Source organism: Cedecea davisae DSM 4568 (assembly GCF_000412335.2).
GTDB classification, from domain to species: Bacteria; Pseudomonadota; Gammaproteobacteria; order Enterobacterales; family Enterobacteriaceae; genus Cedecea; species Cedecea davisae.
In genome coordinates this window covers 507955-520283 of sequence record NZ_KE161030.1, presented here as the reverse complement: position 1 = coordinate 520283, position 12329 = coordinate 507955, and the positions used below count along the sequence as shown (strand labels likewise).

At 54.0% G+C, this 12329-nt stretch carries 11 protein-coding genes and 1 riboswitch; of the genes, 6 read left to right on the top strand and 5 right to left on the bottom strand.

The window, feature by feature from the left end:
- Positions 1-21: 21 nt before the first annotated feature.
- The 3 genes from ilvN to leuO all read right to left on the bottom strand — a co-directional run bounded on the left by ilvN (position 22) and on the right by leuO (position 3591).
- Positions 22-513: an acetolactate synthase small subunit gene (ilvN, locus tag HMPREF0201_RS02500; protein WP_016534881.1), complete on the bottom strand. Its 492-nt coding sequence runs from the start codon at positions 511-513 to the stop codon at positions 22-24.
- Positions 514-515: 2 nt separating this feature from the next.
- Complete coding sequence (gene ilvI, locus HMPREF0201_RS02495) at positions 516-2240, bottom strand: acetolactate synthase 3 large subunit (RefSeq protein ID WP_016534880.1); 1725 nt, start codon at positions 2238-2240, stop codon at positions 516-518.
- Positions 2241-2646: 406 nt separating this feature from the next.
- Positions 2647-3591 (bottom strand): transcriptional regulator LeuO, encoded by a 945-nt coding sequence (gene leuO, locus HMPREF0201_RS02490; RefSeq protein WP_016534879.1) that lies wholly within the window; start codon positions 3589-3591, stop codon positions 2647-2649.
- 458 nt (positions 3592-4049) lie between these two features.
- Between leuO and leuL the strand changes: the two genes are divergently transcribed.
- The 5 genes from leuL (at position 4050) to leuD (ending at position 8913) form a co-directional block, all read left to right on the top strand.
- A complete protein-coding gene (leuL, locus tag HMPREF0201_RS23500) occupies positions 4050-4133 on the top strand; it encodes a leu operon leader peptide (RefSeq protein WP_227318491.1) in 84 nt (27 codons plus the stop codon).
- Between the two features lie 91 nt (positions 4134-4224).
- A complete protein-coding gene (gene leuA / locus HMPREF0201_RS02485) occupies positions 4225-5802 on the top strand; it encodes a 2-isopropylmalate synthase (protein ID WP_016534877.1) in 1578 nt (525 codons plus the stop codon).
- Complete coding sequence (gene leuB / locus HMPREF0201_RS02480) at positions 5802-6893, top strand: 3-isopropylmalate dehydrogenase (RefSeq protein ID WP_016534876.1); 1092 nt, start codon at positions 5802-5804, stop codon at positions 6891-6893. Before leuA ends, leuB begins: the two co-directional genes overlap by 1 nt.
- A 2-nt stretch (positions 6894-6895) precedes the next feature.
- Positions 6896-8296 (top strand): 3-isopropylmalate dehydratase large subunit, encoded by a 1401-nt coding sequence (gene leuC / locus HMPREF0201_RS02475; protein WP_016534875.1) that lies wholly within the window; start codon positions 6896-6898, stop codon positions 8294-8296.
- Positions 8297-8307: 11 nt separating this feature from the next.
- Complete coding sequence (leuD, locus tag HMPREF0201_RS02470) at positions 8308-8913, top strand: 3-isopropylmalate dehydratase small subunit (protein WP_016534874.1); 606 nt, start codon at positions 8308-8310, stop codon at positions 8911-8913.
- A gap of 39 nt (positions 8914-8952) precedes the next feature.
- Here the strand turns inward: leuD and HMPREF0201_RS02465 are convergent, their stop codons facing one another.
- Together HMPREF0201_RS02465 and sgrT are read right to left on the bottom strand one after the other, a co-directional pair.
- Entirely contained in the window at positions 8953-10131 is a 1179-nt protein-coding gene (locus tag HMPREF0201_RS02465; protein WP_016534873.1) for a sugar efflux transporter, read from the bottom strand.
- Between the two features lie 112 nt (positions 10132-10243).
- A complete protein-coding gene (gene sgrT, locus HMPREF0201_RS02460; RefSeq protein ID WP_392397294.1) occupies positions 10244-10420 on the bottom strand; it encodes a glucose uptake inhibitor SgrT in 177 nt (58 codons plus the stop codon).
- A 90-nt stretch (positions 10421-10510) separates the two neighbouring features.
- Here sgrT and sgrR point away from each other — a divergent pair, with 90 nt between their 5' ends.
- Positions 10511-12169 (top strand): HTH-type transcriptional regulator SgrR, encoded by a 1659-nt coding sequence (sgrR, locus tag HMPREF0201_RS02455; protein ID WP_039897902.1) that lies wholly within the window; start codon positions 10511-10513, stop codon positions 12167-12169.
- A 35-nt stretch (positions 12170-12204) separates the two neighbouring features.
- Positions 12205-12306, top strand: a riboswitch (TPP riboswitch).
- The last annotated feature ends 23 nt before the right edge of the window (positions 12307-12329 follow it).

Genomic DNA, 12329 nt, shown 5'->3' with positions numbered 1-12329 from the left:
TGAGTTAGATCACATTAGTGACTAGCGCATAATCTTATCGCCGCGCGAAACGCCGACGACGCCCGAGCGGGCAATCTCAACGATTTTCGCCACATCGCGAATCGCATCGAGAAAAGCATTCAGCTTATCGCTGGTGCCGGCAAGCTGTACCGTATAGAGCGTCGGCGTCACGTCGATGATTTGCCCGCGGAAAATCTCCGCGCTGCGTTTCACCTCTTCGCGCCCGTACCCGCTGGCCTGAACTTTAACCAGCATGATTTCGCGCTCAACATACGCGCCCTGCCCCAGTTCGCTTACCCGCAGCACATCCACCAGCTTGTGCAGCTGCTTTTCGATCTGCTCCAGCACTTTTTCATCGCCCACCGTCTGAATAGTCATCCGGGAGAGCGTAGGATCGTCGGTGGGTGCCACGGTCAGGCTTTCAATGTTGTAGCCACGCTGGGAGAACAGGCCAATAACGCGAGATAACGCTCCTGATTCATTCTCCAGTAATACAGATAATATCCGGCGCATAATCAGGTTCTCTCCGTTTTGCTTAACCACATTTCATCCATTCCGCCGCCGCGGATCTGCATCGGATAAACGTGTTCTGTTCCATCGACCATGACATCCACAAATACCAGGCGCCCGCCGCGTACGGTTTCCAGGGCTTGTGCCAGCTGGCTTTCAAGCTCTTCGGGCTTAGTAATGGTGATGCCAACGTGGCCGTAAGCCTCCGCCAGCTTCGCAAAGTCAGGCAGCGACTCCATATAAGACTGAGAATGGCGGCCCGAATAGATCATGTCCTGCCACTGTTTTACCATCCCTAGATAGCGGTTGTTCAGGTTCAGTACCAGCACCGACAGGCCATACTGCAGGGCAGTAGAAAGCTCCTGAATATTCATCTGGATACTGCCATCACCGGTCACACAGATGACGGTTTCATCCGGCAATGCCATTTTCACGCCAAGCGCGGCAGGCAGGCCAAAGCCCATAGTGCCAAGCCCGCCCGAGTTAATCCAACGGCGAGGCTTATCGAACGGATAATAAAGCGCGGCAAACATCTGATGCTGGCCCACGTCGGAAGTGACATATGCCTCTCCTTTCGTCAGACGGTATGCCGTCTCTATCACCGCCTGTGGCTTAATCGCTGCGCTGCTACGGTCGAATTCGAGGCAGTGTCGAGCGCGCCATTGTTCAATGTGCTGCCACCAGTCACGAATCTCATCGCCGGACTGCTGCGTCTCTTCATGAGCCAACAGGTCCAGCATCTGGGTCAGAACCTGATGAGCGTCGCCCACGATTGGCACATCCGCAGCCACGGTTTTGGAAATAGAAGTCGGATCGATGTCGATATGCAGTACGGTGGCATTCGGGCAATATTTTGCGAGATTATTGGTGGTGCGATCGTCAAAGCGCACGCCAACCGCAAAAATAACATCGGAATGGTGCATCGTCATGTTGGCTTCATAAGTGCCGTGCATACCGAGCATGCCCAGTGCCTGACGGTGCGTTGCCGGGAAGGCTCCCAGCCCCATCAAAGAAGAAACCACCGGAATATTTAGCTTTTCAGCGAGCGTCAGCAGTTGTTCATGACATGCCGAATTAATAGCGCCCCCGCCGACGTACATAACCGGCTTTTTAGCCGCAATCAGGGTTTGCAGAGCACGTTTAATCTGCCCTTTATGTCCCTGCGTCGTCGGGTTATAGGAGCGCATACTGACGGATTCGGGCCAGGCGTACGGCAGCTTATTCGCCGGACTCATAATATCTTTTGGCAGGTCGACTACAACCGGGCCAGGCCGGCCGCTCGAAGCCAGCCAGAATGCTTTTTTGATGGTGGCGGGAATGTCTTCGACCTGTTTTACCAGGAAGCTGTGCTTTACCACCGGCCGGGAAATGCCGACCATATCGCACTCCTGAAAAGCGTCATAACCAATCAGAGAAGTTGCAACCTGCCCTGACAGCACCACCATTGGAATAGAATCCATATAGGCGGTTGCGATACCGGTGATGGCATTGGTTGCACCGGGACCAGAAGTCACCAGCACCACGCCCGTTTCGCCGGTCGCACGCGCCAGGCCGTCGGCCATATGCACCGCCGCCTGTTCATGGCGCACCAGCACATGATCGATTCCGCCCATAGTATGAAGCGCGTCGTAAATATCGAGGACCGCGCCTCCCGGGTAGCCGAATACCTGCTTAACGCCCTGATCGATTAACGACCGGACGACCATCTCGGCTCCTGACAACATCTCCATGGTTTTGCCTCCAGGCTCACGTTTTTGACCGCACGCAGAACTCATTTCCGCGCCGTCGTTGCGACAGGTTGTGTCTCTGCCTGTTTTGTTTTTATAGGTTTAGCTTATTAACATAACCGCTCAAAATCGCTCAGGCAATTATCCACCTACGCAATCCGGGGCAGCGAATTTGGCCTCATCGCTACAAAACCTGAACATAGCGGAGCTATCAACTGAACAGCGGGGAGGCTTGTTAACGAATATGTCAGAGATGGAGGTAAATGCAGTGCGTTATACATTAATTTAGAGATTCATAACCGCCGCAGAGCGGCAGTCAGAAAGTGCTAAAGTATAAAATGCTGCATTTTAAACAAAAGGGAGAAAAAAGAACGGTGACCTTCCGCGATTGCTGGCCAATTTACCTTTTTCACTGACAGCAAATTGTCTTTATTAGAGTCTGCATCCACAAATGCCCTCTGTCCTGCCCGGCTGATTCATGCCACGACAGATAACAGGTTCGAGTTTTTTGCGCAAAAGGAAGCGGAAAAATATTTATTTTCAGTTCATTAGCGAACTTCTCAGCCAGCCAACGCGGCGCTACGCCGACCAGTTTCGTCTGCGAAACCACATTCAAAACGCTGGTAATCGCTACGCCCTGCCAGGCAATAGAATTTTGTTTTTCAGCCGTATCATACCAAAGAAAACTGAATGAGCCGTAGTTATCCAGAGAAGCGGTAGCATGGCGCTCATTATAAAAATCGGTGATGCTGAACGAGTCACAAAAGCCTGGATGTTGCGGCCCGGTAACTAATACCATTTCGTCCTTAAACAGCGCCATGCGCTTAAATTCGGGCCGAACAAATTCTTCGTAACTAATCACAAAGTCGACTTTCTGATGCCGCATCTGATGCTCAATATCAGGGCCAAAACATGATTTAAAACCCAACTTAATATAGGGTGCGGAATATTTAACCGCATCATAAAAAATCGGTATTATTCGGTTATCCAGCGGGCTGGAAATGCAAATATTAAAAACTCGCTCACTTCCAAGAGGATCAAACCCGGCACCCGGTAGCTCATTCTGAACCAGTTGCAGGACGTGGCGCACAATACTGAACAGCTGAAACGCCCTTCCGGTTGGCTGTATACCTCGCCCATAGCGGACGAAAAGCTCATCGTTAAACATTATCTTCAGCCGGGAAACCGCATTGCTGACCGCTGGCTGAGACATCCCCAGCAGTCTGGCGGCCCCGGTAATACTTTCAGCCTGCATCACGGCGTCAAAAACCGTGAGCAAATTCAGGTCAACTTCTCGCAATTGTGATTTTATTATTTCCTGAACATTCGGACATTCAATGAGTTCATCAGTCATTTTATTACTCCAGCAGCAAATTGGGTTCCCTTCCACGGTTCAAGAACCTGAAAACTCCGTCATCAATATTTACTCGACTGGCAAACTGGGCTGATGGTCCTTTCGAAAGCATGCACCTTTAAATATTAAGCTCACCCCATTTATAAGCAACCATTAACAATTAACAAGAAGCATTAAAACTTACCCGTATTTAATATCGTTTTTGCCAGCGGGAAAACAATACATGATTTTTATAATATTCATACAAGGTACTATCAAAAAACGACCATAATCGAAAATTGATTAATTTAACTGTGATGCTTTCATATATATTCGTAAAAAATTCTTTAGTGGTGTTTTCCTCTGAATGAGAAACCGTGAAAAGCGACATACCCGCTGCGCCTGTCTGGATAAGTGTTGACAGCCGCCAGCAGATCAAGTACCAATTAATACATCACGAAATTACTCAGGGCTTGAACATGAATCACAGCATCCGCCTACTTGGTCTACTACTAAACGCATCTTATTTGCGCGGTAGACTGGTGGGCGACAATCAGCGTTGATTCAAGCCTTCAGACAAATAAAACCCGCGCCAATGCGCGGGTTTTTTTATGCTCGTAGCGAAGGCGCCCAGGACAGATAAAGGACCTAACCATGAGCCAGCAAGTTATTATTTTTGATACTACATTGCGTGACGGTGAGCAGGCATTACAGGCCAGCCTGAGCGTGAAAGAGAAACTGCAGATAGCCATGGCGCTGGAACGTATGGGCGTAGATGTAATGGAAGTCGGCTTCCCGGTCTCCTCTCCGGGTGATTTCGAGTCCGTTCAGACCATCGCCCGTAATATCAAAAACAGCCGTGTTTGTGCTTTGGCCCGCTGCGTAGAGAAAGATATTGATGTCGCCGCCGAGTCGCTGAAAGTTGCCGAAGCTTTCCGAATTCATACCTTTATCGCCACTTCGCCGATGCATATTGCCACCAAGCTGCGCAGTACGCTGGACGAAGTTATCGAGCGTGCCGTTTACATGGTAAAACGCGCCCGCAACTACACCGATGATGTTGAGTTTTCCTGTGAAGATGCTGGCCGTACGCCAATCGCCGATCTGGCTCGCGTAGTAGAAGCCGCGATTAACGCCGGCGCTACCACCATCAACATCCCGGACACCGTCGGCTATACCATGCCGTTTGAGTTCTCCAACATCATCACCGGCCTGTATGAGCGTGTGCCAAATATCGACAAAGCGATTATCTCCGTTCACACCCATGACGACCTGGGCCTGGCCGTCGGCAACGCCATCGCTGCGGTGCACGCGGGTGCTCGCCAGGTTGAAGGCGCGATGAACGGCATCGGCGAGCGCGCGGGTAACTGCTCGCTGGAGGAAGTCATCATGGCTATCAAGGTGCGCAAGGACATCATGAACCTGCACACCCGCATCAATCATCAGGAAATCTGGCGCACCAGCCAGATGGTCAGCCAAATCTGCAATATGCCGGTCCCGGCTAACAAAGCCATCGTCGGCACCGGCGCTTTCGCCCACTCCTCCGGCATTCACCAGGACGGCGTGCTGAAGAACCGCGAAAACTACGAAATCATGACCCCGGAATCCATTGGCCTGAACCAGGTGCAGTTAAACCTGACCTCTCGCTCCGGTCGTGCGGCCGTGAAGCACCGCATGGATGAAATGGGTTACAAAGAAAACGACTACAGCCTGGATAATCTGTACGACGCCTTCCTGAAACTGGCAGATAAAAAAGGCCAGGTCTTTGACTACGATCTGGAAGCATTGGCCTTCATCAACAAACAGCAGGAAGAGCCCGAACACTTCCGCCTGGACTACTTCAGCGTGCAGTCAGGCTCCAACGGCATCGCCACCGCCTCCGTGAAGCTGGCCTGTGGGGAAGAAATTAAGGCCGAAGCGGCAAACGGCAACGGCCCTGTAGATGCCGTGTACCAGGCTATTAACCGCATCACCGAATACGATATTGAGCTGGTGAAATACAGCTTGAGCGCCAAAGGCCAGGGTAAAGACGCGCTGGGCCAGGTTGATATCGTCGCCAACTACAACGGCCGCCGCTTCCACGGCGTCGGCCTGACTACCGACATCGTCGAGTCATCCGCCAAAGCGATGGTGCATGTGCTGAACAACATCTGGCGCGCCGGTGAAGTCGAAAAAGAATTGCAACGCAAAGCTCAACATCAGAATAAAGAACAAAATCAGGAAACCGTGTAATGTCGAAAAATTATCATATTGCAGTTTTGCCGGGCGACGGTATTGGCCCGGAAGTGATGGCTCAGGCCCTGAAAGTACTGGATGCAGTTCGTAACCGCTTTGATATCCGCATCACCACCAGCACGCATGACGTAGGCGGTGCGGCTATCGATCGTCACGGCAGCCCTCTGCCGCAGGCAACGGTTGAAGGCTGCGAGCAGGCCGATGCGATTTTATTCGGCTCCGTGGGCGGCCCTAAATGGGAACATTTACCGCCGGCAGAGCAGCCCGAGCGCGGTGCCCTGCTGCCGCTGCGCAAACATTTCAAACTGTTCAGCAACCTGCGTCCGGCGCGTCTGTATCAGGGGCTGGAAGAGTTTTGCCCGCTGCGCGCCGATATCGCGGCAAACGGCTTCGACATTCTGTGCGTTCGCGAACTGACCGGCGGGATTTACTTCGGCCAGCCTAAGGGCCGCGAAGGCAGCGGCATGCACGAAAAAGCCTACGATACTGAGGTTTACCACCGCTTTGAGATCGAGCGAATCGCCCGTATCGCTTTTGAATCCGCTCGTAAACGCCGCGGTAAAGTGACCTCTATCGATAAAGCGAACGTGCTGCAAACTTCGCTGTTGTGGCGGGAAATCGTCAACGAAATCGGCAAAGAATACCCTGACGTGTCGCTGTCCCATATGTATATCGACAACGCCACCATGCAGTTAATTAAAGATCCTTCTCAGTTTGACGTGCTGCTGTGCTCCAACCTGTTTGGCGATATTTTGTCCGACGAGTGCGCGATGATAACCGGTTCCATGGGGATGCTGCCGTCCGCCAGCCTGAACGAGCTGGGCTTTGGCCTGTACGAACCTGCGGGCGGTTCCGCGCCGGACATCGCAGGCAAGAACATCGCCAACCCTATCGCGCAAATCCTGTCTCTGGCGCTGCTGCTGCGCTACAGCCTGGATGCGGAACAGGCCGCTCAGGCTATCGAAGGCGCAATTAACCGCGCGTTAGAAGAAGGCCACCGCACCGGCGACTTAGCCCGTGATGGTAAAGCAATCAGCACCGACGAAATGGGCGATATCATTGCCCGCTACGTGGCTCAGGGGAAGTAATCATGGCTAAGACCTTATATCAGAAATTGTACGACGCCCATGTGGTCTTTGAAGCCCCGGAAGAGACGCCGCTGCTGTACATCGACCGCCATCTGGTGCATGAAGTGACCTCTCCACAGGCATTCGACGGCCTGCGCGCCCACGGCCGCCCTGTGCGCCAGCCGGGGAAGACTTTCGCCACCATGGATCACAACGTTTCAACCCAGACCAAAGACATCAACGCTTCCGGCGAGATGGCCCGCATTCAGATGCAAGAGTTGATGAAGAACTGCAAAGAGTTTGGCGTTGAACTCTACGATTTGAACCACCCTTACCAGGGCATCGTCCACGTGATGGGGCCGGAACAGGGCATTACTCTGCCGGGTATGACCATCGTCTGCGGCGACTCCCACACCGCCACCCACGGCGCGTTTGGCGCGCTGGCGTTCGGCATCGGTACTTCCGAAGTTGAACACGTGCTGGCAACACAGACCCTGAAACAGGGACGCGCTAAGACTATGAAGATCGAGGTCAAAGGCACCGCAGCACCCGGCATCACGGCCAAAGATATCGTGCTGGCGATCATCGGTAAAACCGGCAGCGCGGGCGGTACCGGCCACGTCGTTGAGTTCTGCGGGGAAGCTATCCGTGCCCTGAGCATGGAAGGCCGCATGACGCTGTGCAACATGGCGATTGAAATGGGTGCTAAGGCGGGTCTGGTCGCGCCGGACGAAACCACCTTCAACTATGTTAATGGCCGCCTGCACGCACCAAAAGGCGCTGACTGGGACGATGCGGTTGCTTACTGGAAAACCTTCAGCACCGATGAAGGCGCTAACTTCGACACCACCGTAACGTTAGATGCCGCTGAAATCGCACCGCAGGTAACCTGGGGAACCAACCCAGGCCAGGTCATCTCGGTGACCGACAATATCCCTAACCCTGACTCGTTCAGCGATCCGGTCGAGCGCGCCTCTGCCGAGAAAGCGTTGGCCTATATGGGCCTGAAGCCGGGTATCCCGCTGACCGAAGTGGCTATCGATAAAGTGTTTATCGGCTCCTGTACCAACTCGCGTATCGAAGACCTGCGTGCGGCGGCCGAAATCGCAAAAGGGCGCAAAGTTGCTCCCGGCGTACTGGCGATGGTCGTTCCAGGCTCCGGCCCGGTTAAAGCTCAGGCCGAAGCCGAAGGTCTGGACAAAATTTTCATTGAAGCCGGTTTTGAATGGCGCCTGCCGGGCTGCTCCATGTGCCTGGCTATGAACAACGACCGCCTGAACCCAGGCGAGCGCTGCGCCTCCACCAGCAACCGTAACTTTGAAGGTCGCCAGGGCCGCGGTGGGCGTACTCATCTGGTCAGCCCTGCAATGGCCGCCGCCGCCGCGGTTGCCGGTCATTTTGCTGATATTCGTACATTGAAATAAGAGGAACTACCATGGCAGAGAAATTTATCCAACATACCGGCCTGGTCGTTCCGCTGGACGCGGCGAACGTCGATACCGATGCCATTATACCGAAGCAGTTTTTGCAGAAGGTTACCCGCACCGGTTTTGGCGCTCACCTGTTTAACGACTGGCGTTTTCTGGATGATGCGGGCCAGCAGCCGAACCCAGAGTTCGTGCTGAACTACCCTGAGTTTAAAGGCGCTTCTATTCTTCTGGCGCGTGAAAACTTTGGCTGCGGCTCTTCCCGCGAGCATGCGCCCTGGGCGTTGACCGACTACGGTTTTAAAGTGGTTATCGCCCCGAGCTTTGCCGATATCTTCTACGGCAACTCGTTTAACAATCAGCTGCTGCCGGTAACGTTAAGCGACGAGCAGGTGGACGAGCTGTTTAAGCTTGTCGCCGCCCAGCCGGGGATTAAGTTTGTGGTAGATCTGGAGGCGAAAACCGTTCAGGCAGGCGAGAAAAGCTACTCGTTCGAGCTCGACAGCTTCCGCCGTCACTGCATGTTAAACGGTCTGGACAGCATCGGCCTGACATTGCAGCACGAAGCCGCGATTTCCGGCTACGAGCAAAAATTACCGGCCTTTATGCAGTAACGCTTAGCCCTCTCCTTTTCCGGGAGAGGGCTAAAATTATCAAACATTCTTAACCCGGCTGGTGAGGTAAAGCGCAACAACAGCCAGCCCCGCCATCAGCCAGTACACCGAATAGTGACCAAAACTCTCCGCCAGCGCGCCCTGTAAAATCCCCGCCAGAATGACGCCCGTTGAAATACTGTTGGTAAATAACGTAGTAGCAGACCCCGGCCTGCCGGGCATTAAGTCCTGGAACCACAACATCCCGATCCCGGCAATAATGCCGATAAACACTGCGTTAAACAGCTGCAAGGCCAGCAGCGCCGCCTTACCGTGAAAGAAAATCAGCCCGAGGTAAAACAGCACGCCGGCCGCCACCGCGACCACCATCATGTTTCGCTTACCGAAGCGCTTCACGTAGTAGCCCGCCAGAATCATCGCCGGGATTTCCAGCCCGGCGGCGGTGCCCATTAATAGGCCCGCCAGCTCGTCCGGCAGGCCGAGATCCTGGCTTATCCACAGCGGCATATCGATGATGTACATGGTGTTGCAGGTCCACATCAGCATTGAGGCAATAAACAGCATGCGGACATTGCTGTCCTTCCAGCCGCTGACCTGGGTTATGGCGACTTCGGCGGGTTGCTCCACCCTGGCAACCGAAGGCAAAGCAAAAACAATCAGCGCCAGCGAGATAACAAAAATCCCGGCGGCAATAAGAAACATGGTGGTAAAGCCGTATTTCAGCGCCAGCATAAAAGAGAGCGGCGGGCCAATCACCCAGGCAAGCGAGAGCTGGGCGCGCATCACCGAGCTGAACATCACCACTTCCCGCGCGGAGCGGTCGGCATATTCGCGCGCCAGGGCAAAGATTTGCGGCATAGCGGTGTTAGCAATGGAGGCGAACATCACACCAACGGTAATCAACGTCAGATAGTGGCGGTTAAAAGCAAACAAAATGCAGTTCGCAACCGCCATCACACAGCACACCATAATCAGCTTGCGCCTGTCGCCCTGGCTGTCCGATCTCTTTGCGAGCAGCAGGCTGACGCCTATCCCGGCGATGGCGTTGACGGTGTAGAACAGCCCGACCCAGAACGGGCGCACCTCAACTTCTCGTGTTAAAAAGAGGCTAAGCGTTGGGGCCTGTAGCGCACCCGCTATCCCCATCATAAAAGCGACAGCCATAAAAGCGGCATATACCGGGTTAAAACGACGTGCGCGGGTCAAAAACCAGAGCATGGAAAGTCCTTAAAAGGCCAGGGAGTCGAAGGCAGAGGCTAAGCGCGTAAATTTTAAACGAAAAAAGCCAGCAGTAAACAGCTGCTGGCCGGTGAAAAGCACCAATACTCAGTCACACATGAGTCGGCGCGGGGGTATTTTCGGGCATCGGGGTTGTAACCTCCCACTGCATCAAGTCTTCGAGCATCCTTAGTCTTTGCTCTACCGTCAGGCGAGCCAGCCATCCAGAACGAACAGATTGTGTCGCAGCAAAGTACTGTTGGAAAAACTTCACAGGTGATGACCGCATCATAAACACCTCCTCGCTTCATCGCCGATGATTATTGACGTAATATAGGGATAGTTAAATTGATGAGTTTCCAGCGGGAGTTCCTCTTTTATGTCTTCGTCACGTCTGCAACAACAATTCATCCGCCTGTGGCAGTGCTGCGAGGGCAAACCACAGGAAACTACGCTTAATGATCTGGCCGAGCTGCTGAGCTGTTCACGTCGCCATATGCGCACATTGCTGAACGCCATGCAGGAAAAAGGCTGGCTAAGCTGGCAGGCCGAAGCGGGCCGCGGCAAACGCTCGCAGCTCACCTTTCTCTATACCGGGCTGGCGCTTCAGCAACAGCGAGCCGAAGATTTGCTCGAGCAGGATCGCATCGATCAGCTGGTGCAAATCGTTGGCGATAAGGCGGCTGTGCGCCAGATGCTTATTTCCCATTTGGGACGCAGCTTCCGCCAGGGGCGCCATATTTTGCGTGTGCTTTACTACCGCCCGCTGCTTAACCTGCTGCCCGGCTCGGCGCTGCGGCGCTCCGAAACCCATATCGCAAGGCAAATTTTTAGCGGCCTGACGCGTATAAATGAGGAAAATGGGGAACTGGAAGCGGATATTGCCCATCACTGGCAGCAAATATCCCCTTTACGCTGGCGCTTCTTTCTCCGCCCCGGCATTCATTTCCATCATGGCCGGGAGTTGGACATGCTGGATATCATTACCTCGCTACAGCGCATCAATACCCTGCCGCTGTTTGCCCACATCACGCAGATAACCTCCCCGACCACCTGGACACTGGATATTCATCTCAGCCAGCCGGATGACTGGCTGCCGTGGCTGCTGGGCAGCGTTAACGCCATGATCCTGCCGCGCGAATGGACGACGATGCCGGATTTTGCCAGCCAACCCGTTGGCACAGGGCCTTATTCCGTCGCCCGTAATAATCGCAACCAGCTGAAGATCCATGCATTTGATGATTACTTCGGCTTCCGGGCGCTGATTGATGAAGTTAACTTCTGGGTACTGCCGGAAGTGGGGGAAGAGTCGAGCTGCGGCGTGCAGCTCCAGGGCATGCCGGACAGCGAAAAAGCCGTTGAAAGCCGCCCCGAAGAAGGCTGCTACTACCTGCTGTTCGACAGCCGCTCCACGCTCGGCGTTCACGAAGGCGTACGCCAGTGGATTGGCCACATCCTTTCGCCGGTCAATCTCATTTACCGTGCGGCCGAGCAGTATCAGCAATACTGGTTCCCTGCCTACGGCCTGCTGCCGCGCTGGCATCATTCGCGCCCCGGCCCGCTGCCCGCCAGGCCTGCTGGCCTCGAAAGCATTACCCTCACCTACTACCGCGACCATGTAGAACACCGCGTTATCAGCAATATCATGACCGAACTGCTGGCCGAGCAGGGCGTGAAGCTGATTATCCAGGAAGTCGATTACGCCGAGTGGCACCAGGGCGATGCACAAAGCGATATCTGGCTGAACAGCGTTAACTTTACGATGCCGCTGGAATATTCCCTGTTCGCCCAGCTGTATGAAGTGCCGCTTATCCAAAAATGCATGCCGCTGGACTGGCAGGGCGACGCACGCCGCTGGCACGGAAAAACCCTTCCTCTGCCGGAATGGTGCAAGCAAATGCTGGAGCGAAACGACGTTATGCCCTTGATTCACCACTGGTTGCGCATCGAAGGTCAGCGCAGTATGCGCGGGGTAAGAATGAACACCCTCGGCTGGTTTGATTTTAAATCAGCCTGGTTTGCGCCACCCGGCCCATAACGCTTTCGTAACACAGAGGAAATCAGTAGAATCCTCCCTGCTCAACGGGGTGCCAGGACAAATTGTCCGCGCTGAGATAATACCCGTCGAACCTGATCCGGATAACGCCGGCGAAGGGATTTGAGACAGTCCGCTCAATTCCTTTGCCCCCTTTTATAAG